A 25010-nucleotide genomic window follows, 5' to 3' on the forward strand; every position below is an offset into this window, starting at 1 on the left:
TGCCAGGGGCATGCGCGGGTTTTACGGTTGTCTCAAACAGAGCTTTGCCGACGTTTAGAACGAGCCCTTGAAGTTGGCCCACTCATCGATCCACTCGGCGTAGGTCACGTATTTGTCCGACTTGAGGGGCGGTTGGCCGTATAGCTTCGACTGCTCGAAGAAGCTGTCCAGATGGTCATAGCCGAAGGTGTTGCGCAGCTCTGCGGGCAGCAGCGGCACGGCCTTGGGGTTGGTGACTGCGGAGAACATGGTGGTGGCCATCTTCGCCTGGGTCTCGGGTTCCAGGACCTTGTTGATGAATTCCAGGGCCAGGGGAATGTCTTTGGCGGTCTTGGGGACGAATAGCGCGTCGCACCACAGTGCGGCACCTTCCTTGGGCACGGCCAGGGCGGTTTCCACACCGCGCTTGGCGGTTTCGCTTGGGCCGTTGGCGGACAGCGAGAACACCGCGTCGACTTCACCGGACACCAGCAGCGACACAGCATCGCCCTGAGATGCGGCGAACACGCGGCACTGATCGCGATACGGCTTGAGCTTTTCAAAGGCGTCGTCGAATTCGGCGCGTGTCAGGTTGGGGAACTTGTCACCGTAACCGGCCAGGATCGCGATCAGCGACCAGTTCGAGGTGCCGTCGTCGACGAAGGTCAGTTTGCCCTTGAGCTTGGGATCAAGCAGATCGGTGTAGACCGTCGGCTTCTTCATGTTTTTGACGTTGTAGACAATGGTGTTCATGCCCCACAGCAGCGGGATGCCCCATTGCTTGCCGTCCCAGTACCAGCGGCTGCCCTTGTAGAACAGCGGGAAGGTGTTTTCTGCCGAATAATTGGGGATCTTCGAGGTGTCGATCTCACGCAGAATGCCCATTTCCTTATAGATGGTTTCGTAACCGAGGGCGTACATGGTCAGGTCGAGCTGCACCGGATCGCTGCCTGCCAGGCGCGCGGTGATGTCGTCCTGGTTGCTGGCATAGCTGGAACGCACGGTAATCCCGCGTTTCTTGCGCCACTCGGCCAGTTCCGCATCGCCGGTTTCGCCTTCCCAGCCAAGGATTTCCAGATGACCGCCCGCAGCAGCGAAGGCGCTGGGCACGAACGAGCCCAGATACAGACCGGCGGCCGACGCCGCAGCGCCGAGCAAGAATGTACGACGCTTGAGCGCTATCGAGTCCAGAAGATCGATGCCAGATGATCCATAACCCATCTCTGATTCTTTTTTCATTCTGAGTTTCCTGCCTAGGGTGGGGTGTTGAAAGGGTTGAGCGGCTGGCAATCGCTGCGACCTGGAATGTCCGGCAGGCGGCAACGTTTGCAGCGGTTTACATCGGCAGTGTTATGGCCAGCCTGGTATCCCTGCAGCTGGAGCGTTGTGCGTCACGATCAGGTCTGTGGCCCGATGGCACACGTGCGCTTCCACGGTTCCGATTGACTCTTCTAATGCTGAGCGGCGAGCGGGGACTGCTGAATGAACACGGCACATCCCGGATTCGCGCCTGGCTCTTGATAGGCTCGGCTTGTTGTTTTCATGGTTCGAGTATTGGCCCGGTTGCCGTGGCCGCTCAATTTCGCACCGCTTTTAAAAGCGACGCACTCTGACGCATCGAAGTGACCGAACCTGCGCAGCTGTATTGCTGTAAACACAGAACCCGGCAGGGGCCAGGCTTGCTGGTTCCTGCCGGACAAAACTCAACCCTCTGAAGGGGAGCGCGATTCTGTAGGACCGGCTTTATCCGGGAGGAGGCCTTTGAAGTCGATGTCGCTCTCCAGGCTAAAGCCGGTCCTACGGTCGGGTGTGTAGAGCTGGTGTGTGTAGAGCTAAAGCCCGGCGTAGAGAACTGCCAAAACGCGTCACCCTGCGTCGCTTTTCTCCCAAGTGCGAAATTGAGTACCAAGTGGCGTCCACCAATACTCAGGCGCAGCTGCAGCGCCTTTGCGCCCATCCATCGTCCTCATGCTTGGAGGTGCCAGTGAAGCTCACCGGTAGTCAGGTTTTTGCAAAAGAGCTGAAGTCTCTCGGCATCCACTATGTCGCCGGAATTCCCGGCCAGGGCTCATGGGCACTGGTCGACGGGCTATTGGCGCCGGGCACGGCGATTCCGTTCATTCAGGTCATGCAGGAGCAAAGCGCCGTGCATATGGCTGACGGTTATTTTCGAGCCTGTGGTCGGCCAATGGCGGCGTTGCTGCCCACCTCCCTTGGCCGCAGCAAAGCCCTGGGCGGCATCGAGACGGCGCGGGTGGATGGCTCGGCAATACTGGTGATCAGCGCCGGGGCGCCCGAACCGGCGGCGACTGTCTTGTTTGAGTCTTTTACGGATACGCAGAGTGCTGCCGCGCCTGGGTTAAAGGCCGGCAAGTCGCGGCTGGCCGTGACGTCGGCGGATAAATTGTCGGCAACCCTGCGCAAGGCTTTCGACAGCATGCTCAGCAGCCTTGCCGGGCCGGTGATCATCGATATCCCGGTTCGTGTCCAGACCGACAGCATTGAAGCCAAAGGCGCCAGTCGCCGTCAGGCCAGCCTCGGTGAACCCGTATCCTTGAATGTGGATGTGCTTGAGCAGATTGCAGAGCAGGTCAGCCAGGCCCAACGGCCGGTAATCCTGGCGGGCTCAGGGGTCATTGCCGATGAGGCCGGTGCGCAATTGCTGCTATTGGCCGAGGCATTTTTGCTGCCTGTGGTGACGACCACTCTGGCCAAAGGCGCGTTCCCGGAAGATCACCTGCTGAGCGGCGCAACCCTGGGTCGGCAATCCCGCGACGCTGGCAATGCGCTGTTGAGTGCTGCCGATCTGCTGATTGCGATCGGCTGTGCCCGGGACAGCGAGGTCATGCCAACCTTGCCCGGCGCGCGGCTGACTCACATGACTGACGCGGCGTTGATCCTTATCGATAGCAGCGACCCGGCCACAGGTTCAGGCAAGCTTGCCGGGATCAGCCTTTCAACAGGGCTTAAAGAGGCGTTGCAGCATCTCGCGCAGCTTCCCGATGCCCCGGCGCGCAAGGCCCTCAAGCTGCATCGCGGACCTTACCGCAAGGCCATCGCGGCGCGGTGCAAGGCCCGGGATAGCCGTCTTGATGCCAGCCTTGCCATCGACCTCACACCCTTGCCGGTCCAGCGTCCCCTGCGCGAACTGCGCCTGTTGCTGGAGCGCGACGCCATTGTGGTCGTGGGCGCTGGCAGCGTGCAGGCGGCGGTGCGTCAGGTTTTTCCCGTGTATATGCCCCGCAGCCACCTGTGCGTCGGTGGGGCCGGGGCGGTGGGATGGGCCGTTCCGGCAGCCATCGGCGCCAAGCTGGCGATGCCCGCGCGGCAGGTCGTATGCGTGGTGGGGGATGGCGACTTTTTGCAGTCGATGCAGGAAATGGCGGTCTGCATGATGCACACGATTCCCGTAGTCTTCGTCGTGCTGAATAACAGCGGTTATGCGTCGATGAGCGAGCTGCAACTTGAGCGCAATGAAAACCATCCGGGCGGCGAATTCAATCTGCCCGATGGCAGGCCGTACTCGCCCGACTTTGCTGTGATCGCCAGAAGCTTTGGCCTTGAGGCATGGCGGGTCGAGCACGGCTCGCAGCTCAAAGCGGTATTATCCAAGGCGATCAACAGCAAGGGGCCATCGCTGGTCGAGATCATTACCGCACGCGGCAACGTTGCCGTTCACGATTAATCTGTAGGGGATTCACATGGGCCTTTTTGATTTCAAGCATTGGATAGTGATTCTGGTGGTCGTCGTATTGGTCTTCGGCACGAAGAAACTCAAGACCCTGGGTTCGGACGTCGGCGAAACCATCAAGGGTTTTCGCAAGGCGGTCAACGAAGACGGTGACGCCGTTGCCCATGGCGATGGCGGCGTATCCCTGAACAAGGTCAATGCCGCCGACGAGCCACAAGTGCGCAGTTGACGATCAGGCCTGGCCGCCCCAGATGATCGCCGAGTTTTCCCCGGTCATGTATTCTCGCACTTCCAGCGGCAACGATTGATCGCTGGGCAACAGCACGGTGGCGTTGCGCAGGTGATGCTTGCGGATCTTGCCCTTGTCCACCAGGCCCAGAACCATGCGCGTGGAAAACGGCTGACGGAACGAAGATGACGCCACCCCAGTCACCAGTCCGGAAAGAAAGCGGATGGGCCGGCGGTGCTGGGGCGTGAGAATCGAGAAGGTCATCTCGTTGCGCTGCTTGCCCTCGAAGTCCACCAGGAACAGGCGGTCGCCCATCAGCAGGCAGAAGCCGTGGTAGGTAAAGGAGTAGCCGATTTTTCCACTGCCATCGAGCAGCGGAAAGCGCTCCACCGTCACGTATTGCACCATGGAGTCGGCGCGATACAGGCAAGTGACTGAGCGCAGGATGCGGCCCTTGTAGATTGACGAGTTGTGATAGCGGTAATAAACGCCCAGGTAGTCTTCCAACTGGTCGGCCGAGGCTTTGGCCAGGGGCAGGAAGTGATTGAATTGCGTCGAGGCGCGCAGGTCAGTAGGCAGCTCGTTTTCAAACCCTTCGTAGAACTTCTTGAATTCGCCAGGCGGACGAAACAGGTCCTCGGCCTCCATCATGAAATAGCGGCCAATCTTCTGCAGGATCTTCTGCGACGGGACGTGCTGCCCGACCAGATACTTGTTGAACTGCTGGCGATTGACGTCGACCTTGCGACACATGTCTGCAACTGAACGGCACGACTCGACCAGGGTGCTCAGGTTCTTCTGCACATTGGCCTGGGCATCGCTGCGAATTTGCTGGCGTTCAGGATGAGAAGTGGAGCCTGTTGAAGGCATGGTATTAAAGTCTCCGGGTCGTGCAGCTGAAAGTGTCGAGTGACAGCAGGTTTACTTATATATTTAGTTATATTTCGGGTTGGATATTAACCTTATGTATGCAGCAAGTATCGTGCCGCTCGTGGTGTAACTTTTTAATGGCCTTTGCCGTTATGGAGTCAGGTTATAGAAAACATTAAATATAACCTCCGCATCCTCTTGGTGCGAGGTGACGCAGTTGTGGCGCAGATTGGGTCGACTGCGGGTTGAATCGACCAAAGCTCCTCGTTGGCGGGGCAATTCATGTGGCTGAGTGCGTCGGATCATAAGCAATTTTCAGGCTTTTTCAATATCGACAGCCGCTGTCTGAGCGAAGAAAGGCGCTGCCAAGGCTGGACATTCGTTACATAAACGCTCTTGTGGTAACGCTCAGAAATCTCCCGGTAACACAGCTTTATAACCATTGACGCAGCGGGTGCGTCAGTCTGCGTCGGTTAGAGCGGCACATGCGAAATTGAGGCGGCTTGTGCCTCGGCGGATACTCCAGACACATTAATAAGCCTGCAGCGTTACATATCGGCTTTATAGCGAGAAAGTTACCCGGGAAGAGGATGCGCAGATATGGCAAGACTGACGGGGGATATACCCGCGCGGCGCAAGCTTAAAGCCGCCATGGTCGGCGGTGGCAGGGGCGCGTACTTTGCCAGCTTCCACCGCGCCGCCATGCGTCTGGCCAATCGATTCGAGCTGGTGGCCGGGGCTTTTTCTTCCGATCCTGCCAGGTCTCGAGAAGCCGGTGAGGCGTTTTCCCTGAGCGCCGAGCGTATTTATTCGTCGTTCGCCGAAATGGCCGAGCAGGAATCAACACGCGCCGACCCGGTTGAAGTCGTGGTAATTGTCACGCCCAACCATCTGCATTTCGAGCCGTGTCGCCTGTTTCTCGAAGCCGGCATCGCGGTGATCTGCGACAAGCCGTTGGTCAATGACCCGGCACAAGCGCGCCTGCTGGCTGAACTGGCGGCCCGGCGCGGGACCTTTTTCGCCGTGACCTACACCTATCAGGGTTACCCCATGGTGCGGGACGCCAGGACACGGATCCTCGCCGGTGAACTGGGTGAGGTCCGCTTCATGTACGTTGAGTATTTGCTGGAATGGCTGGCCAACGGCGTTGCCGACCTGCCGGACAGCCTGGCCTGGCGCGGTGACCCGGCGAAGGCGGGCAGCACCGGGGCACTGGGCGATGTCGGCACCCATGCGTTCAACATGCTGGAGTTCCTCAGCGGGCTGAAATGTACAGGCCTCAACGCCAAGCTGACCACCGTCGTACCCGGCTGGGGCCTGGACGATACCTGCGTGGCACAACTGGAGTTCGACGGTGGCGTGGACGGCTTGCTCTGGGCCAGCTTCGCCGCGCCGGGGCATCGCAACGGCCTGCGCTTCAAGATCGTCGGCAGCAAGGCGTCCCTTGAATGGCGGCAGGAATCCCCGGAAACCTTGCTGTTTACCCCGGTCGATGCCGCCGACCGTATTTATCGCCGCGGTCAGAGCGATAACGCCGCCTCGACCCTGACCTTCAGCAGCCTCCCGGCCGGCAATAGCGAGGGTTATATCGAAGCCCTGGCCGTGCTCTACGCGGATTTTGCCGATGCCCTGGAAGCCGGGGCGCACTGGCGCGGCGCAACGACGATGCCGCTGCCGGATATTCAACAGGGCGTGCGTGGGGTGCTGCTGTCCCAGGCTTGTGTCGAGTCCAGCCGGGCCCGTGCCTGGGTGGCGTTTCCCGATGAATGATTTGCCTCAACAACCTCTCACTTGCTCAAGGGTATGTATGTCCAGTGATCTGTTAAAAGCGGCTTATGCCGTGCTCTTCCCAGCGTTCGGCGGCCTTGAGCTGGATGATGCGGTCAGCCGCTTTCTGCGGCGTGGCGGTGTGTCCATCCTGCTTGGCGAAACTCGTGACGAGTATCTGGCCAGGAGCATGAGTATCGAACGCCGCCGTCATGAGACCGCCGAGCACTTTGCTGCTATCACCCGTACCGCCACCGAACTGGCCGGTGTGCCGATCATCGTCGCCGTGGATCAGGAACTGGGCGGCATCCAGCGTCTGCATGAACTGGTGCCAGCGCTGCCAAATAAGGATGAGCTGCATGGCTTGAGTTCGGCGCAAATCGAACAGCGCTCGTTCGAAGTGGCAACGGCTGCCCGTGCCTTGGGCGTGAATCTGTTCCTTGCCCCCATCGTCGACGTGGTCACCGGCGCGAACCCCTGGCTTGAAGGGCGCAACCTGGGCACGGACGCTGCCGAAGTAGCGAGGATTTCCTGTGCCTTTATCAACGGCGTACAGCGTGGCGGCGTGATCGCTACCGCCAAGCATTTCCCCGGCCACTGCATCACCGAGCGGGATCCGGCCATTGCCGAAGCCGAAGTGCCCGGCCCCCTTGAGTTGCTTGAAGAAGGCATCGAGGTGTTCCGCAAGACCATCGCTGCCGGGGTCAGGGCGATCATGCCTGGCCCTGCAGTGGTGACCGCCATTGACCCGCAACACTCGGCGTCCACGTCCCCGGCGGTATTGGCCCTGCTGCGCGATACCCTCGGGTTTGGCGGTTTGATCATTTCTGACGACCTGGATGCGGTGTCCATCAGCCGTGGCAATTCGGTGGCGGCAACGGCGGTAGCGTCCCTGGTAGCCGGTGCGCATCTGTTGCTGTTGTCCAGCGAGGCTGGGCTGGACGAGGTCGCCGAAGCGATTGTCGCAGCAGTTGAAGCGGGCGTGCTCAAGGCCGAGGTCCTGCTGGCTGCCGCACAACAGGTCCGCAACGCCGCCCTGGCGACGGCCTAAGGTTCGGGAGGTCCTATGCAATCGGTAAAAAACACCCTGGCCCTGCATTCCACCGTCGCCAAACATTCGACCCTGGCCATGGATCTCGACATTGCCCGCACGGTGGGTTTCGACGCCGTGGAGATGTACGGTGGCAAGCTGGAAGCCTACCTGCAGGCCGGTTATTCGGAGGATGAACTGAAGACCTTGCTCAAGGACGTCGAGGTCACCGGCATCGGCTATCTGCGTGATATCGAGCGCCAGGGGGCTGAGCGCGATGAGCTGTTCAAGGAAGCCGAGCGGCTGTTCCAACTGGCCAATCTGGCCGGGGCGAAGGGCGTTCAGGTTTTGACCGGGCCGATCAATGTGCAGGCCGTCATCGACTATCAACAACGCGGCAGTAGCCAGTACTACAGCGGCTTGCTGGGACGCGACGAGGCCGAGCTGTATGCAGTGACCGCGAAGAACCTCGCTGCACTGGCCGACCTGGCCCGGCAATACGGTGTGCTGCTGTATCTCGAAGCGCTGTCGTGGACGCCCCTGGGCCGCCTCGATCAACAGCTGCAACTGATCGACCGCGCCGGGCGCAGCAACATCAAGCTGGTGGTCGATTACTGGCACTACTTCACCTGCGGGGTCACGCCGGAAGAAGTCGCGCGCTTGCACAAGGACAGTATCTACGGCGTGCATATTTGCGATTCGCTGCCGTTCGCCGGTGGTATTCCCAATGAAGAGGTGTTGCGCGATATCCCCACCGGGCAAGGCGTGCTGAACCTGCGGGAGTGGACCGATGCGGTGAAGGCGACGGGTTACCACGGCTGGTGGAGCTGCGAGCTGTTCTGCAAGAAGCAACAACAGGCCAACAGCTACGAGGTCGCGACGCAGCTTAAAGCGCTGATGAGCGAGCTGGTCGGGCGCTAAGGCGCGGGTAATTACTTTAAAAAAGGTTGTGATCGCAATGGTAGATTTCATCGTCATCGGCGGGGGCTCGACGGGCTGCACAGTGGCCGCGAGATTGAGCGAAGACGCGGCAGCCTCCGTGGTCCTGTTCGAAGAAGGGCCGCGCGACCTGAGCCCTTACATCCACATTCCCGGCGCCTATTACAAGACTGCCCAGGGGCCGTTGCTCAAGCGCTATGAATGGGAACCCACCGACGAGCAGCACCGCAGCGAAACCCCGACCATGGTCCAGGCCAGCGTGCTTGGCGGCGGTAGCTCGGTCAATGCGATGATTTATATCCGTGGGGTGCCTGCTGACTATGATGGCTGGGCCGAACAGGGCGCGGCGGGCTGGTCATACCGGGATGTGCTGCCCTACTTCAAAAAAGCCGAGGACAACCAGCGCTTCTGTAACGACGCCCATGGCGTTGGTGGGCCGCTGGGCGTCTCGGACCCGATCAACGTTCATCCCTTGACCAACACCTGGCTGCAAGCCTGCCAGCAGTACGGCCTGCCCTATAACGAAGACTTCAACTCCGGTACGCCCCAGGGCTGCGGGCTTTACCAGATCACCGCCAAAAACGGCAGGCGCAGCAGTGCCGCCGTGGCCTATCTGGCGCCGGCCCGGGCGCGCAAGAACCTGAGCGTCAAGACCTCGTGCAAGGTGCTGCGCATCCTCATGCAGGGCAGCAAGGCGGTGGGGGTGGAGTATGTGCAGGACGGTAAGCATCAGGTGATGCACGCCAACAAGGAAGTGATTCTCTGCGCCGGGGCGATCAACTCGCCACGTTTGCTGATGCTGTCCGGCATAGGTCCGGCGGCGCAGTTGCAAAAACACGGTATCGAAGTGATTCAGGATCTGCCGGGCGTGGGCCAGAACCTGCAGGACCATATCGAGATATCACTGGTCTACGAGTTGACCGGTCCACACAGTTACGACAAATACAAGAAGCTGCACTGGAAGGCCGTCGCCGGTTTGCAGTACGCACTGTTCCGCCAGGGGCCGGCGGCCTCCAACCTGATCGAAGGTGGCGCGTTCTGGTGGGGCGACAAGGACTCGGTAAACCCGGATATCCAGTATTTCATGGTGGTCGGCGCGGGCATCGAGGAGGGCGTTGACAGCGTGCCTGGCGGCAACGGCTGCACCCTTAACCTGGGGCAGGTCCGGCCGAAATCCCGAGGCTACGTCGAGCTGTACTCGTCCGACCCGATGGCACCGCCGCGCATCGTGCCCAACTATTTCTCTGACCCCTACGATATCGAAAGCCTGGTCGACGGCTGCCTGATCGGTGAAGAAATCATGTCCCAGGCGGCGTTCAAGCCCTTTATCGCCCGGCGCCATGTCCCGGATGGCAGCGTCCGCTCCCGAGAAGCCATGAAGAAGTTCTGCCACGAACAGGCCCATGCCGCGCTGCATCCTGCCGGCACCTGCCGCATGGGTGTGGATGAACGGGCGGTGGTCGGGCCGGACCTCAAGGTTCACGGCATCCAGGGCCTGCGCGTGGCCGATGCCTCGGTGATGCCGACGCTGATCTCCGGCAACCCGAACTCGGTGTGCATTATGATCGGCGAGAAGGCGGCGGATATGATTCGGCGCTCTTGAATTGTTAGAGCTGATTTGCCGGTCGTGGGAGCCGCCTTGGTGGCGATCGAGTGCGTAGCGCTCAAAACATCATCAGTGAACGACCTGCCTTCATCGCCAGCAAGCCGGCTCCCACAAGTTGGGACTGCGACATAACCCGCAACACTTGTAAGCCCCGAATATCGAGGGCTGTAGGACGATTCTGAAGTTTCCCGATATGCTCTGTCAGCGCTTGTAGATGCCTTCGCAGGCGACTAATTTGCCGCCTGTCGTTGAACTCAGCGACAGGGTTTAGTCGCCCGATTTCGTTGGCAAGTTGTCGCCATTAGTCACCGGTGTCCCTGATGCCGCAGTGGTGTTTTATGGTGGCTGTGTACGGGGCACCTTCGGGTGCGCCGGATGCCTCGGACCGGTCGACTAACCCGTGCACAGCCGCCACCCGATCGTTTAGTCGCGTAACAGGTGGCTTCACTCTACGAGGAATAGCCATGAATCATTCAATTAACGACCTGTTCACCCTGAACCCGGATATCAAAACCGAAGACGCCCTGATCTTCGCCTCCGAGTACCTCGACGGCGTCGCCGCCATCGTCTACGAAACCGCTGAAAACTCCACCCTCGAATACCGCCCCCTGGCGCGCTCGGCGATTCAGCAGCTCAATGTGGTGCGGCGGGTGATCGAGGCATTGGCGACACGGGCGCAAAGTCCCGCGTAGGGCACACAAAACGCTCTTCATTGCGGGTGAGATCATCACCCCATCCGCCCACCCCCCAACGCATCGCGCTGCATCGATTGCAGGTTCTTCTCGATGGTCTCGCAGATGGTTTCCATCTGGATCTGGTGCTCGCTGGAGTGAAACGGGCTTTGCAGGTCAGTGCCGATGCGTTCGATGGCCAGCAGCATGAAGCCGACCACGGTGGAGGCCAGGGGGGTGAACCAGCCCAGGGATTCCACCAGGCCCACCGGTACGATCAGGCAGAACAGCGAAATGAACAGGCGCGGAAAATACACGTAGGGGTAGGGCAGCGGTGTATTGGCGATCCGCTCCATGCCGCCCTGAGCGTTGGACAGCTCGACCATGGTCGATTCCAGTCGCGCCAGGCGAATGCTGTCCAGGCTACCGGCCTTGTACTGCTGGGCCAGCAGGGCGGCCGAACCGTTGAGAATGTCGTTGGCGAAATTATTGGTTGTACCGTTGCGGGCGAACTCGTCGGCGGGAATGAAGGCCTGAATTTCCGTCGGGCAAGGCTGACCCTTGAGGTGGGCCGCCAGGCAATTGATATAGGCGACATGGCGGCGTAGCAAAGTGGACTTCACCGGGTTCACTTCAGCGCCGTGATCATCCAGCAGAGTCAGCACCTGGCGGGCAAAGCTGCGCGAATTATTGACCATCGCCCCCCACAGAGTGCGCGCCTCCCACCAGCGGTTGTAGGCGCTGCTGTTGCGGAAACTGATCAGCACCACCAGTGCCGAACCGAGCAGGGTCAGAGGCATCAGCGGCAGATTGATCTTGGTATTGAGCACCAACATGAAATCGACGGTGACGGCGATATCCCAGAGCAACAGCCAGAACAGCGCCCAGCCAACGTAACCCATGGTCTTGATGATCAGACGGTACTTCTTGACGATGGCAGCTTTCAAACGGAAACCTCACGATGAGCAAAAACACAGATGCTCTGGATCGGACGCCGTTGGTCGGCTAAAGGTTCGCCGTGAACTGCAATCGAGGATTGCCGAGCTGTTATCAGTTGTAACAGGGTGTTTGTTCAGTTACACGGTTGATGCCGCAAAGCGCGGTTCATTGAAGATGATAGCGCGATTGCACCAGGCGCACGATGTGCTCCAGGGCGTTATGCGCGAGCAGCGTTTTATTGGCCTCAACAAGACGGGTCTTGTTGGCGAGCACATCATCCCGAATCACCTGGCGGAACCAGTTGGAAAAATCTCCGGCGTTCATGTGCGCGCTCAGGGCTTGGTCGTCCAGCCGGGCTGCCGAGGAAACAAACTCTGTGAGGTTGCAGGCGCGTTGGCCATGAGCAGGGAAATAAAAGGCGTGCCAAACGCCCACATCACCCGAGACGTATTTGCCGCTGTGCCGGTGGTGTTGCTGATGGGGTTGTACCTGCTCAAGTAGTACAACGTCTTCGTTATCCCGCACGTTCCACAGGCAGGCATATTCGCTGCCAGGCAGGCGGCCGGGAAAGTCGGGACATTCGCGCCGTCTGTCTCGGGCAAACCGCTCGACCAACTCTCTGGCCGTACTGCCGAGGGTTACCAGCACATCCACGCCCTCCAGCAATGCCGGGCATACCTGGTCAAAGTCCAAGGCAACGATGATGGCGCCGATGTCTGCGAGAAAACCCGGAGGCCAGGTCGCACAGTGGGGCAGCATATAGTGGGCTTCGTCCACCACCAGCCAGTAGGGACGTCCCGAAGCGTGGCGAAGCCTCTGGATAAACGGCAACAGGTCACCAAACAGCCGCACCCGCGCTGGAGGATCCAGTGCAAGAGAGCTGACGACGACATTGAGCTGCGCCTGTAACAGAAGTTGTACTGACTCTTGCGTCGTAGGGGGGACGGTGAGCCCGCCTATGGTCACTGCGTCTTCCAGGGTCAGATAGTCTCCCTCGGGATCAATGACACAAAACCCCTGGCGCGCTTCGACCATACGCTCCGTCAGCCAGGTGACGTAGCTGGATTTCCCTGCTCCCGAGTTGCCCACCACCAGCAACACCGACTCCGGGGGCAGCCACATCTTGCGTGCCTCGACGGTCTGGCCGAGGCACATGCCGATACGCTCGACGGGAACCAGCCCTGCGTCCTTCTCCAGCAGCAGGTCCACCAGCTCGCAGACGCCGCGGCCATGATCAAGGCTCAGGAGCAGGTCGGCACTGGCCTTGATGGACTCGATTGCGTTGCTGACTGCGGCGCAGCAGCCACAGATCGACAGAAAAGAGTGGTCGTTTTCTGCATCACCCACGCCCACCACATTCAGTTCGCTGATCCCCAGCTTGCGCAAGCCGGCACTGAGGCCGGATGCCTTGTTGACGCTGGGTGGCAAGACCATGATCGCGTCCTTGTTGAACGTTATCTGCAGTTCCAGGCCCAGTTCCCGGATAGTGCTGACCACGGCTTCTTCAAAGGGGTGCCAGGTCGCGACGACAGATCGACCGACCGAGAGAGGCGAGACTCCTTTGTCGCGCAGACGGCTGACCAGGTCGATCGAGGCAGCCTCGGCAATCAGCTCTTCGACATCCTCCAGCGGGTCATACAGGAGCGCGCCATTTTCGGCGATCACCAGATCGAACAGATCGAGTTGCGGAAAGTTATGTTTAAGCGCCTGCAATTCCCGGCCTGTCACCAGCAGCAGTTTGCGACCGCTTGCCTTCAGCACCATGAGTGATGCCTGAACGTGCGGCGCAACGCTGCCGTTCTCAGCAATGGTTCCGTCGTAGTCCACTGCCAGGGCCAGGAAGTGCATGCTCGCTCCATTACAGACTCGATTGAGTCCTGCTGTTGTGCAGGAAACTGGCTGTCTGCTATGTCATCCATCCGCCACCCACCTGCGGGTAATGATGCGTTGGGGGACGGGCCATTGAATATGGGTTTTAGCCAGAAAACGTTGAGCTTTGTCAGAGATCCAGAAATCAGCGGCTTGATGCTCTTGCTGTTTGCTCATCCGTCGCCCGCTGCGCAGGGCTTTGAGTGATGTGTTGATGTAAGTCAGGCAGCCGCTGACATACCGGGCGATCATGGCAACTGATTGATGCAAAGGACCAGGACCCGCCAAGCGGCGTTTTGCCCTGTTGTCCATTGATACACCCCTCTTCATTGTCCCCCCCCTCCTGGCGAGCAGCCTGATCTGCTCAAGGGCCTGTGCTCATGGTCATCCGGTTAACGCCAACGATTGACACCCCAAGTGCTACGAGCCGAGGCAATTCGCCAGAGGATCCCACACTGCAAAACTGGTCTGTTTTGTCGATCGAAAAGGTAGCTCTTGTGTTGAAGTCCGACCTCAGCCTGGGGCTTGCAGGCGGTGAGCCGGAGCAACGCCAGAAACTCTACGGCACAAACCAACTCAGGCGCCACCCGGGTCGACCAGCGCTCAAGATTGCGCTGGATCAGTTAAAGAGCCTCATTGTCGGTCTGCTGTTGGTTGCCACGGTATTGGCTTATTACATGGATGGCGTCCTGGAAGCCCTGATGATTCTGGTCGTGGTGTTGATCAATGCCGCCATTGGCTTTTTCACTGAATGGCGGGCTCAACGAACGCTCATCAATCTTCAGGCCCAGGATATTCACCAGTGCCGGGTTATTCGTGATGGCGCACAGCAACGAATTTCCACCGTCGATCTGGTGCCTGGGGATTTGGTATTACTCGAAGCGGGTGATCGTATACCGGCTGACGGCCGTATCCTTGCGAGTCAGGGTTTGCAGATAGATGAATCTGCGTTGACCGGAGAATCCATCTGCGTCGAAAAGGCAGCGATTGTACTGGCCGAGCCCATGCCTTCCCTGAGTGACTTGGTCAACATGGGATTCATGGGGACGTTTATCAACAGCGGTCATGGTCGGATGCTGGTGACGGCAACCGGCGCCCGGACCGAACTCGGCAAAATCGGTGGGTTGATCGACGAAGCCAGCAAGCGCAGCAGTCCTCTGGAAAGGCGCCTGCAACGCCTGGGTGTCAGCCTGGCGGGTATCGTCGTGGTGTTGTGTGCCGTGATGGTTGTCGCTGGAACGCTCCGGGCAATGCCCTTCATGCAGATGTTACAGATCGCCTTGTCTCTCGCGATTGCAGCTGTTCCAGAAGGCTTGCTGGCTGTATCCACCATGACGCTGGCCATCGGTATGCAGCGCATGGCCAGGAAGGGGGCGTTGATCCGCAACCTGGCGGCAGTGGAAACCCTGGGTGCCGCTACGGTTATTTGCACTGACAAGACCGGTACGCTGACTCGCAACGAGATGACGGTTGAAAGGCTGATTGTTGGCGATCGAACCCTGAGCGTCACCGGCAATGGCTATAAGGTGCAAGGCGACTTTTCCGAGTCTGCAGTTTTCGTGGATGTGCATAAGGATGAGTTGGTGATCAATCTCTTGCGCGTTGGCGTTTTATGTAACGACGCAAGTGTCAGGCATAGCACCGGGAATGACGTGGTTATGGGCGATCCCACCGAGGCGGCATTGATCGTGTTGGCGGAAAAAGCCGACATTGACCTCCCGGCTCTCCACGCCCTGTATCCGCGAGTCGGCGAAATCCCGTTTTCAACCGAAAAGAAATGGATGATGACGGAACATTGTCTGCAAGGCCTGCCACCCATCGGCTTCGCCAAAGGTGCTCCGTTACGGATTCTGGAACTTTGCGATTTCGAGGCCGCGCCGGGCGGTGCTATACCCTTGACTGTCGAGCGCAGGCAGTGGTGGCAGGATGCCAATACGCGTCTGGCGAACGATTCATTGCGAGTCCTCGGGTTCTCTTGTCGCGAGAGCAGCCCGCAGGAGCCGCATGGCGATGGGGCCGAGCACTGGGCGTTTGCCGGGTTGGTCGGCATGATCGATCCACTGCGCAGCGAAGCGCAGTCGGCGATCACTCGTTGTCGTGAAGCGGGCATCGCGACGATCATGATTACCGGTGATCAGGTGGCAACAGCACGGGGCATCGCCAGTCGGCTGGGAATTGATCGCGCCGCCGACGGCTCTGTGCTGGAAACGGTCCATGCGCAGGCACTGGCGCAGCCGGACCCGCAGCGTTTCAACACGCTTCTGGCCCGCACCGCTGTATTTGCCCGTGCAGAACCCAGGCACAAACTCGAAATCGTCAAAGGCTTGCAGCAATCAGGGCATGTCGTCGCCATGACCGGCGACGGGGTCAACGACGCTCCAGCGCTGAGGCAGGCCGATATCGGAATTGCCATGGGCAGGAGCGGCACTGACGTTGCCAGGCAGAGCGCCGATATGGTCATAACGGACGATAACTTTGTCAGCATCGTGCGTGCCGTGGAGCAGGGGAGAGTGCTTTACGCCAACATCATCCATTTTGTTCACTATTTGCTGTCGTGCAATTTTGCTGAGCTGCTGACGGTATTTTTGGCAATCATGTTTGGCTGGCCGCTGCCATTGGCGCCACTGCAGATCCTCTGGCTGAACATGGTCACTGATATCTTCCCTGCCTTGGGCCTGGCGCTGGAGCCTCAGGCCCCCGGAATCATGAAGCGCCGTCCTCGATCGCCGGACTCGGCACTCCTCACACCGATGTTGATGCTGGTTATTGCGTGGCAGGGCTTATTACTTGCGATTACTACGCTGGTGGCGTTTTACATCGGTCTGCGCTGGTACCCGGAGCACGTCGAACACGCGGCCACGATGGCGTTCATGACCCTCGCACTGGTGCAGATTCTCCATGCGTTGAACGTGCGCTCCAGGCGCCGCTCGGCATTGACACGGGGCTTCTTCACCAACAAATGGCTATGGAGCGCAATGGCGGTGTGCCTGGGGCTGCAACTGCTGACCGTGAATGTGCCAGCACTGCGTGTGGTGCTGGGGACGACGGCCCTGCAAGTCGAGGACTGGGCAGTGATAATTGGTTGTTCGGTAGTGCCTGTTGCGGTTGTCGAGTTGACCAAGCTGATTTACAGCGGAGCACGCAGACCAGGCTGGCGCCTCAAGGGCAGGCAGCCATGATGCGGGCCGATGGTCAACCCGTCGCGCGACACTCAGTCCATCGGTTGCGGTGCCAGTACCCAGAGGCTGCAAGGCATTTTGTGCAACAGACTCTCGACCGTATTGCCGATCAGATGGCCCTGATCACCGTGCCCGATACGGCCCATGACGATCACGTCGATGTCATAGGCCGACGCATAGCTGCATAACACGCTAGTGGGGGCGCCCAGGATCATGTGGCGTTGTTCCGGTGGGATGCGATTGCGCTCGGCCAGTTCAGTGAAGGCATCACACTGCGCGTCGAACAGGGACCTGGCGCCCTTGGAGGAAAAGAACGGTGAGCCATTGTCAAAACCGAACTCTTGCGCGCTGATCGAGGAAAGATCATGGGCGTAAAGCACATGGATCGTGGCGTCGCAGGCGGTTGCCAGCTTGACCGCCTCGTGCAGGATCCGATCATTGAAATCCTGATACCGACCATCGCGGTGGAAGGGGTCGACAGCCGCAAGTATCCGGCGGGGCAGGGCATGCTTTACGTCGCTGACGAAATGCAAGGGAGTCGGGCATTTGCGCAGCAGCTGGATATCCAGAGGGGTAAAGAACAGTCGCGATAGTTGCGACTGGTATTCGATCGGCTTGATTAGCGCGGTCATCGGCTGTTCTTGGAGGTGGATCAGGATCTCATCCAGAGGGTTGTCGACCCAGATCACTTCAGTGGTCACGCTCAGGCCCTGTTCGCGCAACAGGCTGGCATGCTGTTCAAGCCAGTCACGATGTCGCTCGAGGTAATTAGCGCGCATCACCTCCCGGACCTGTTCGCTGACCAGATCGGCCGTCGCCAGACCTTCGAGGTAATCGAACGCAACGATATGCAGCGCGGCGTCATGAGCTGTAGCCAGTGCAGCCGCTCTGTCCAATATCGCGCTGGTTTGTAATTGCGATGAGGCGATCAGCATGAAGCGGGGTTGCTCATACATGACAGGAATCCCCTGTTGGTATCACATTGCCTTTGCCGTTATGACTTGCCGTGAAGGCTGATGCTGCGGCCTTTGCCCGTCGCAGACTTGACTTGAATCAGATCATGGTCACGGCTGATGAGTATTCCGACATGCGGTGGCGGTTGAGCCGGCCAATGCGCAAATCTTTGATAAGGATCAAGCGGTTCAGGTCGGCCCCGTTCAGGCTAAAGGCTGATCGGAATGTTCCGGCGGACCTCTTGAGGATCATCATGGCCAGCATGAACGCGGCAATTTTCGTTGAAAAAAATCGCATCGTTCTGGAAGACAAGCCCATTCCGGAAATCGGTCCGCAGGACGCTTTGGTGCGCATCACCACGACCACTATCTGCGGTACAGACGTGCATATATTGCGCGGCGAATACCCGGTCGCCAGGGGGCTGACCATAGGTCATGAGCCGGTGGGTGTGATCGAGCGGCTCGGGTCGCAGGTCCGGGGGTTCTTTGAGGGGCAGCGGGTGATTGCCGGCGCCATTACCCCCAGCGGCCATAGTTATGCCTGCCTGTGCGGTTGCGCGTCCCAGGATAGCCCGGACACTGCCCATGGCTTTCGTGCCATAGGCGGCTGGAAGTTCGGCAATACCATCGATGGCTGCCAGGCCGAGTTCGTCAGAGTGCCTGATGCAATGGTCAATCTGTGCCCGATCCCTGCCGGCCTCAGCGACGAGCAAGTGCTGATGTGCCCTGACATCATGTCCACCGGATTTTCCGGCGCCGAACGAGGCGGCGTGCAGATCGGTGATACGGTGGCGGTATTTGCCCTCGGCCCTATCGGCTTGTGCGCGGTGGCTGGTGCGCGTCTCAAAGGAGCATCGTGCATCATTGGCGTGGATACGGTGGCGAGCCGCATGACCGTCGCCCGGCGCCTTGGCGCAACCCATGTCGTCGATTTCAAGAACGGCGATGTGGTAGAGCAGATCATGGCGTTGACCGACGGGCGCGGCGTCGATGTCGCCATCGAAGCGCTGGGTACCCAGGCCACGTTTGAATCCGCGCTGCGGGTTCTGCGACCTGGCGGTCTATTGTCCAGCCTTGGCGTGTATTCCACGGACCTGCACATTCCCTTGCAGGCTTTCGCTGCGGGACTGGGCGACGTCAGCATCGTTACGACGCTGTGCCCCGGTGGCAAGGAGCGGATGCGGCGGTTAATGGCTGTCGTGGGAGGCGGTGCCGTCGATCTTTCAGCATTGGTGACCCACCGTTTCAGGCTTGACGATATCGAGGCGGCGTATGACCTTTTCGCTCATCAGCGAGACGGCGTGATGAAGGTTGCGATTACGCCTTGAGCCTCTTAACCGGCGTTCACCGGTGCCAAACGCAGTTTGCGCGGTGTGCTGCCACTGGTCCCCAGAGCCTTGAGGCGTTCATGGCTGACGATCTCGACGGCGCGGCCGGATATTCGCACGAGGCCCTTGCCTCGCAGGTACGCGATAGCACGGCACACAGTTTCGAGGCGCAGCCCCAGGTGGGCGGCAATGTCTTCGCGGGTCATGCGTAGCAAGAACGCATGGGGTGAGTAGCCGCGCTCTTGCATTCGGGCGGATAGATCAAGCAGAAATGCCCCCAGGCGTTCTTCTGCGTTGAGGTTGCCCATCCACATCAGCAATTGCTGGTTTCGCACCACTTCCTGGCTCAGGATCCGGTTCAGTTTGTGGTGCAGCGAGGGCAGTTCTCGCGAGAGAACCTCTAGCTGGCTGAAATGGATCGGGCAGACTTCGCTGTCCTCAAGGGCAATGGCATCGCAGGTGTAGCGCCCGCTGCTGATGGCGTCGATGCCTAGCAGGTCTGCGGACATCTGAAAGCCTGTCAGTTGCTCGCGTCCGTCCGCGGACAAGAAAGATGTCTTGAAGAAACCATGATGCACGACGTAGATAAAGCGCAATGGATCTGCGGGATGAAACAGGGCGGCGCCTTTTCTGATCTTCATACGCTGCGGGATCAGGTTAGCCAGACGTTGTGCGTCTGCGGAGTCGACACCTCCCGGCAGACAAAGCTCTCGCACTCGACAGTTGACACAGCTCTCGCTGCGTAGCGATGGACAGTGGGCCATGGCGAAAGCCTTCGGGCAGTTGCAGGTACTACCGGCGATGACGATACGCCCTCAAGGTCATTCTGCGTTGGTTGCCGGATGGACGGCCGCGTCCAGCCCTGGCCCCTGGCTTTCAGGCTGCCTTGCGCGGCTCTGGGCGCAAGCCGTTCAGGTCGGGACGATGCCGGTTGGTCATGGGCTGGGCAGGGTGGGTGTGTCCTGGATGCTCCAATATTTCTGCATCTCAAGAAATAGAAAAGACGCTGTCCAGGTAATTAACACCAGGCCCGTCAGGGCTTCGAGCCCGGTCAGGTATTTGAGTGGGCCGATGGGCGAGATGTCGCCGAAGCCGATGGTGGTGTAGGTGGTGAAGGAGAAATACACCGAATCCATGAAGCTGCCGTCAAAGTTGCCGGTCAGGCTGCCCAGCGTCACGGTCCGGGTCATCAAGTAGTAACCCAGTGCAAATACCCAGACTTCAACGGCATGGGCCGCCAGTGCGCCCAGTACACCGAAGACAATTCTGAAGCGATGCCAGATCTTGAGCCTGGGCAGGAGCAGATTCAGGCGCATCAGGCATTCATAGTGGATGATCACAACGGTGATGATGATCAGCGTATTGATCAGAGTAACAAGGACCATGGAAACGTCTCAGCTCGGTGGTGATTGGCGTGGCGTCATACCGCACGACGCCTGATTATGACCAGAATAATGACAGGTCAGACTGAGCAGACGCAGTTTTCTGATTTAGATCAGATCCGGCTGCCGGGATCTCTTCACACTGCAAGCCGGATCCTGTCGGCGCTGCGGTATGTAGCGCGTAACAAGGGCTGCCGGGGCGGTGAGCGAGGGCGCCATGAACGAATCGTCGGAATTTCTGTTGATCGCTTCATCAAAGATGCAGCGTACCCCGGCTTTCGACCGCGCCGTTGCGCTGGCCAGAGCGTTCGGCGTGTCACTGCGGATCGTGGCGCTGGACGACTTCCAGGCCCTGGATGTGATGGGGGTTTTCGACTATACGGCCCTGGCGCGCTTGCGTGACGACTATCTGCGAGCCCACCGTCAATGGTTGGAGCAACAGGCTGCGCAGGAACGTGCCAAGGGCCTTGAATGCTCGGTGCAGATACTGTGGACGGATAGCCGCTTCGACGCGATAGCGTCCTGTGTCAGGGCGATTTGCCCGCAGATGCTGATCAAGGATGTCCATCACGAGCGGCTTTTCGCGCGGCTATTTTCCACGCCCCTTGACTGGCATTTACTGCGCGACTGCAAGTGCGCGGTGCAGTTTGTCAGCGAGGGTCATCGTCCTTTGCCACGCAGGACCCTGGCGGCCGTCAACCTCTATCGTTATGACGACGCCGATCTGAGACTCAACGACAGGTTGATCGAGACGGCATCGCGCATCGCCCGGCAATGTGCAGGTAGTGCTCATGTGTTGTACAGCTTTGACTGGTCGGCGTTCTACGCCACCAGGGTGACCCTGCTTGGCGCCTTGCCGGTCGAGACTGGCTTTCATGAGGCCTTGGGCGAGGCCCATGCCGAGGCGTTTGCCGCGTTATGCGAGCGCCACGCAATCCCGGTCGAATGCCGTCATTTCCTGGTCGGTACGCCCCAACCAACCATCAGTCGCTTCGCCCGCGAGCAGGATATCGACCTGTTGGTCATGGGCAGCCTGCCGAGGACCCGCCTGGAAAAAGTCATCGGCAATACCGCCGAGTTGTTGCTGACACACTCACCTTGCAGTGTGTTGATCGTCAAGCCTGGCGACAATCCGGATGACCTCGACGACCTTTACCGCGCCGATAGCTCCACTGCCATGGGCAATATGAGCCCTGCGCACCCATAAGCCAGAACATAGCCCCGCAAGGAGGTGTGAAATGTCCAAAGTCGAACGTTTACTGCTGGTCGCGTCGCCGCTGATGGAGAGAACGCCCGCATTTGACCGCGCTCTGGCATTGGCCAAGGCGCAGGCAGCCGCCCTGCACATTGTCGCGTTTGTCTATGTGGAAGCCCTGGCGACGGCCGGGCTGGTGAACGACCAGGCACTGCATGAAATCAAGGAGGGGTATCTGGCTGGTCATCGTGAATGGTTGGAGCAGCAGGCCGTGGCAATGCGTCATTCCGGCGTTCAGGTCACCCAGGAAGTGGTCTGGGTGAGGCGTCCGTTTGACGAAATCATGGAGCACATTCGTGAAATGAAACCGTCCCTTGTGATCAAGGATCTGGAACGGCAATCCTGGCTGTCGCGTGTGATGTTCACCTCTCTGGATGAGCGTCTGCTCCATGATTGCCCGGTGTCCCTGCATCTCGTTGCTCAAGTGACCCATGCCATTCCGCGCAAGATCCTCGCGGCGGTCGACCCTTTTCGTCCTGAAGAGCAGCATGACGGCTTGAACGACAGGATTATCTCCACTGCGGAAAAGCTGGCGCAGCAGTGCAACGCCGACCTGCACCTGCTGTACGCCTACGACTTGTCCACCGTTTTTGGTTGGGAAAGTGACATGGCGTTTTCTTCCGAGGCCCAGGCGCAGATCTACGATCTGGACAAGGAGGCCTTTGACCACCTGGCCGACCGTTTCGGTGTGCCTGCCGACCGCAAACATTTATTAATGGGCAACCCGGCGAAAGTCATTGAAGCCTTCACCCGGGCCCATGGTGTTGACGTGATCGTAATGGGAACGGTGCATCGCAGTGCGATGAGCAAATGGCTCGGCAGTACGACAGAACAAGTAGCGCATCATCTTCAAAGCAGTCTGCTGACGCTCAATCCTCGCGCTGACATGCCATAGGGGGAATAGGGCGATACTGCGATGTCGTGCAACAAACGCAGAACTTGTAGGAGACGGCTTGCTGGCGATCGAGTGCGAAGCACTAAAGCGCTCTCGCGGCTAAAGCCGGTCCTGCACCTTGCCTGATCAGCAACTAAACTCAACTCCGTCCCCCTCACAGGGACTTCCAATACGTGGTTTATTCACTCGACCACCGCCAACAGTTGTCAGGTTCTCTACGCCCGTGCCGACGGTGGCCTTCTGACAGGAGGTTATGCAATGGACGAGGCAAAACTTCATGCGTTCATGGGCAAGCTGGTGTCCGATATGGGCGCGGCCGGCCTGCTGGCCAATGTGATGGTTGGCGACGAGCTGGGGCTGTACAAGGCCATGGCTGACAGCCAACCGATTACTCCCGAGGTCCTGGCCAGCAGGACCGGTTGTAACGCGCGGCTGCTTCGCGAATGGCTCAGCGCCCACGTAGCCTCTGGCTATATGGAGCATCACGACGGCCAGTTCGTATTACCCGAAGAACAGGCTCTCGCCCTGGCTATCGAGGACTCACCGGTTTATGCAGCCGGTGGCGTGATGGTGGTGGTGTCGATGTTTCACGACAAGGACAAGCTGGTAGCGGCAATGCGTGGTGATGGCGCCCTGGCCTGGGGCGATCATCACCCGTGCATGTTCAGCGGCACCGAGCGTTTTTTCCGGCCGGGGTACAAGGCCTATCTGGTCGACCAATGGCTGCCGGCGCTGGACGGCGTGGTCGACAAGCTCAAGGCGGGGGCCAGGGTAGCGGATATCGGCTGCGGGCACGGGGCTTCAACCATCGTCATGGCCCAGGCATTTCCCGCCTCGAATTTTGTCGGCTTCGACTATCACGCGCCCTCCATCGTCACGGCCAGCCAGCGTGCCGCAGAGGCGGGTGTCAGCGACCGGGTCAGGTTTGTCGAGGGCAGGGCCAAAGACTTTCCCGGCCAGGATTACGACCTGATCTGCTACTTCGACTGCCTGCACGATATGGGCGACCCGGTCGGTGCGGCGAAACATGCCCATCAGGCGCTGAAAAACGACGGCACGATCCTGCTGGTGGAGCCTTTTGCCAACGACACACTCGACCTCAATATCAACCCGGTGGGACGGCTTTTCTATGCGGCATCAACCTTTATCTGCACGCCCAATTCGTTGTCACAGGAGGTGGGGTTAGGGCTGGGCGCACAGGCCGGTGAAGCGCGGTTGCGCCAGGTATTTACCGACGCAGGCTTCAGCCACTTTCGGCGCGCCTGTGAGACCCCTTTCAATCTGATTCTGGAGGCGCGTAAATGACCATTTGAATGGTTGACTGGCCCTGTGCAGCGCATGCGTCTGGCCTGTGCTGTTCGGGTTTGAGTGGTTGACAGTCAACGTGTGTAAGTCTCCTTCGTCAACGATACCTCGTCTAAGGGTGCAGGGTGAGTTTGAGTGAGCGGGTCTATCTCATTAAGATGCAAGGCTAAAGCTTGCTATATCACCGCAATCAAGGACGTCCCCAATGCTACGAAGCTTCGTTGTTGCGCTATGTGCATGTCTGTCGTTTTCCGTATTTGCGGCACTACCAGCGGCACCGATGGACGATACAACGGTGGCTAAAATCAATGCCGCTTTCGCGCCTGTAGAAAATCAGTTCAATGGAGAACTGAACGCCGTGAAAGGTGATCCCGAAAAAACTGCCGAAGTCATCGGGCGCTACTCAAACTGGGTCTTCACTCAAATCGGCTACAGCCATGATGAGACGGTTTATAAATACTTGACTGACCAAAGTGTTGAGCCGTTTCAGAAGAACTTTTTTGCCCGGGAAGTCGGTCTGGGCAACGTGATTGCACAAGTTGCCAGCCAACTTCCGGGCTATGCACAAGGGTATTTGAAAAGTGGAGCACTGACTCAGCGCACCATCGATAGCATCGTCAAGGGCAATGCACCCGCGACCGATGCGCGGGAGGTCAATCTTTCGCCCATTGGCGGCTGGCAATACCCCGCCGACAAATTCATCCGGGAGTCGCGCATCCGCATGGCTCTTTCTCCCTACAAGGGGGAAGGTCAGTGGGCTGGTTATGTGATGTTCAGAACCTACAGCCCGGATGATTATTATGTCGTGGGTGAGCGGGGCTCATTCGATGCGCAGACACTGGCATTGCTCGACAAGGTTATTGCTGCAAAAGGCAGTGTCACCGTCGAAGGTGCCTATCGCGCTTATCAGGGCGCTAACTACAAGATTTGCATGCTGGATCGGTCGAAGCCGGTGAAGCTGATACTGGCCAAGCCAGTGGACAGTTATCGCTAACCTGTTGCGAGCTTGTCGACGCGCTTGACGATGCAGTGCTTTTCCTGCAGCCAGCCGAACGTTCGCGTGATGAGTTAAGGCCGCCAGGGTTTGCGCAAAAGCTTTTACTGAACTTCGCCCGATGCTCGC

20 protein-coding genes and 1 pseudogene are annotated in these 25010 nt (G+C 59.1%); 13 read left to right on the forward strand and 8 right to left on the reverse strand.

Going from position 1 to position 25010, the window contains the following annotated elements; genetic code table 11:
- Positions 1-54 precede the first annotated feature (54 nt).
- Positions 55-1218, reverse strand: a complete 1164-nt coding sequence (locus M2401_RS26390; RefSeq protein WP_259107882.1) for a PotD/PotF family extracellular solute-binding protein — start codon at positions 1216-1218, stop codon at positions 55-57.
- 745 nt (positions 1219-1963) lie between these two features.
- On the opposite strand from M2401_RS26390, the gene M2401_RS26395 reads away from it, so the two are divergent.
- Both M2401_RS26395 and tatA read left to right on the forward strand, forming a co-directional pair.
- Entirely contained in the window at positions 1964-3664 is a 1701-nt protein-coding gene (locus M2401_RS26395; protein ID WP_259107884.1) for a thiamine pyrophosphate-binding protein, read from the forward strand.
- 16 nt (positions 3665-3680) lie between these two features.
- Positions 3681-3824 (forward strand): annotated as a pseudogene (gene tatA / locus M2401_RS26400) (twin-arginine translocase TatA/TatE family subunit); the annotation flags it as partial.
- Positions 3825-3902: 78 nt separating this feature from the next.
- Here the strand turns inward: tatA and M2401_RS26405 are convergent.
- Complete coding sequence (locus M2401_RS26405; RefSeq protein ID WP_259107886.1) at positions 3903-4769, reverse strand: XRE family transcriptional regulator; 867 nt, start codon at positions 4767-4769, stop codon at positions 3903-3905.
- 600 nt (positions 4770-5369) lie between these two features.
- Between M2401_RS26405 and M2401_RS26410 the strand changes: the two genes are divergently transcribed.
- From M2401_RS26410 to M2401_RS26430, 5 genes are all read left to right on the forward strand, one after another.
- Positions 5370-6539, forward strand: a complete 1170-nt coding sequence (locus tag M2401_RS26410) for a Gfo/Idh/MocA family protein (protein ID WP_259107887.1) — start codon at positions 5370-5372, stop codon at positions 6537-6539.
- A gap of 37 nt (positions 6540-6576) precedes the next feature.
- Positions 6577-7587, forward strand: coding sequence for a glycoside hydrolase family 3 N-terminal domain-containing protein (locus M2401_RS26415; RefSeq protein WP_259107889.1), 1011 nt, complete (start codon positions 6577-6579; stop codon positions 7585-7587).
- 15 nt (positions 7588-7602) lie between these two features.
- On the forward strand, positions 7603-8487 hold the full coding sequence (locus M2401_RS26420) for a sugar phosphate isomerase/epimerase (protein ID WP_259107891.1): 885 nt from the start codon (positions 7603-7605) through the stop codon (positions 8485-8487).
- A 37-nt stretch (positions 8488-8524) separates the two neighbouring features.
- Entirely contained in the window at positions 8525-10108 is a 1584-nt protein-coding gene (locus M2401_RS26425) for a GMC family oxidoreductase (RefSeq protein WP_259107893.1), read from the forward strand.
- A 467-nt stretch (positions 10109-10575) separates the two neighbouring features.
- Positions 10576-10803, forward strand: coding sequence for a DUF6124 family protein (locus M2401_RS26430; RefSeq protein ID WP_259107896.1), 228 nt, complete (start codon positions 10576-10578; stop codon positions 10801-10803).
- Positions 10804-10838: 35 nt separating this feature from the next.
- On the opposite strand, the gene M2401_RS26435 is transcribed toward M2401_RS26430, so the two are convergent.
- The 3 genes from M2401_RS26435 to M2401_RS26445 all read right to left on the reverse strand — a co-directional run bounded on the left by M2401_RS26435 (position 10839) and on the right by M2401_RS26445 (position 13902).
- Positions 10839-11729: a bestrophin family protein gene (locus tag M2401_RS26435; RefSeq protein ID WP_259107898.1), complete on the reverse strand. Its 891-nt coding sequence runs from the start codon at positions 11727-11729 to the stop codon at positions 10839-10841.
- A 157-nt stretch (positions 11730-11886) separates the two neighbouring features.
- A complete protein-coding gene (locus tag M2401_RS26440) occupies positions 11887-13569 on the reverse strand; it encodes an HAD-IIB family hydrolase (RefSeq protein WP_259107901.1) in 1683 nt (560 codons plus the stop codon).
- Positions 13570-13632: 63 nt separating this feature from the next.
- On the reverse strand, positions 13633-13902 hold the full coding sequence (locus M2401_RS26445) for a hypothetical protein (RefSeq protein WP_259107903.1): 270 nt from the start codon (positions 13900-13902) through the stop codon (positions 13633-13635).
- A gap of 68 nt (positions 13903-13970) precedes the next feature.
- Here M2401_RS26445 and M2401_RS26450 point away from each other — a divergent pair, with 68 nt between their 5' ends.
- Positions 13971-16769, forward strand: a complete 2799-nt coding sequence (locus M2401_RS26450) for an HAD-IC family P-type ATPase (RefSeq protein ID WP_259107905.1) — start codon at positions 13971-13973, stop codon at positions 16767-16769.
- 32 nt (positions 16770-16801) lie between these two features.
- Here the strand turns inward: M2401_RS26450 and M2401_RS26455 are convergent, their stop codons facing one another.
- Positions 16802-17725, reverse strand: coding sequence for a universal stress protein (locus M2401_RS26455; RefSeq protein ID WP_259107924.1), 924 nt, complete (start codon positions 17723-17725; stop codon positions 16802-16804).
- A gap of 251 nt (positions 17726-17976) precedes the next feature.
- Between M2401_RS26455 and M2401_RS26460 the strand changes: the two genes are divergently transcribed.
- Positions 17977-19050: an NAD(P)-dependent alcohol dehydrogenase gene (locus tag M2401_RS26460; RefSeq protein ID WP_259107926.1), complete on the forward strand. Its 1074-nt coding sequence runs from the start codon at positions 17977-17979 to the stop codon at positions 19048-19050.
- A 5-nt stretch (positions 19051-19055) separates the two neighbouring features.
- Here the strand turns inward: M2401_RS26460 and M2401_RS26465 are convergent, their stop codons facing one another.
- Positions 19056-19814 carry a helix-turn-helix domain-containing protein gene (locus M2401_RS26465; RefSeq protein ID WP_259107928.1) on the reverse strand — a complete coding sequence of 253 codons (759 nt, stop codon included), beginning with the start codon at positions 19812-19814 and terminating at the stop codon, positions 19056-19058.
- A gap of 171 nt (positions 19815-19985) precedes the next feature.
- Positions 19986-20435 carry a potassium channel family protein gene (locus tag M2401_RS26470; RefSeq protein WP_259107930.1) on the reverse strand — a complete coding sequence of 150 codons (450 nt, stop codon included), beginning with the start codon at positions 20433-20435 and terminating at the stop codon, positions 19986-19988.
- Positions 20436-20649: 214 nt separating this feature from the next.
- Here M2401_RS26470 and M2401_RS26475 point away from each other — a divergent pair, with 214 nt between their 5' ends.
- The 4 genes from M2401_RS26475 (at position 20650) to M2401_RS26490 (ending at position 24881) form a co-directional block, all read left to right on the forward strand.
- The gene (locus M2401_RS26475; RefSeq protein WP_259107931.1) at positions 20650-21639 is read left to right on the forward strand and encodes a universal stress protein; all 990 of its coding nucleotides are present in this window, start codon (positions 20650-20652) and stop codon (positions 21637-21639) included.
- A 31-nt stretch (positions 21640-21670) separates the two neighbouring features.
- Positions 21671-22582, forward strand: a complete 912-nt coding sequence (locus tag M2401_RS26480; protein ID WP_259107932.1) for a universal stress protein — start codon at positions 21671-21673, stop codon at positions 22580-22582.
- Between the two features lie 258 nt (positions 22583-22840).
- Positions 22841-23887 (forward strand): class I SAM-dependent methyltransferase, encoded by a 1047-nt coding sequence (locus M2401_RS26485; protein WP_259107934.1) that lies wholly within the window; start codon positions 22841-22843, stop codon positions 23885-23887.
- Between the two features lie 205 nt (positions 23888-24092).
- Positions 24093-24881, forward strand: coding sequence for a hypothetical protein (locus tag M2401_RS26490; protein WP_259107937.1), 789 nt, complete (start codon positions 24093-24095; stop codon positions 24879-24881).
- Positions 24882-25010 lie beyond the last annotated feature (129 nt).

The organism is Pseudomonas sp. JUb42, from assembly GCF_024807945.1.
Taxonomy (GTDB): domain Bacteria; phylum Pseudomonadota; class Gammaproteobacteria; order Pseudomonadales; family Pseudomonadaceae; genus Aquipseudomonas.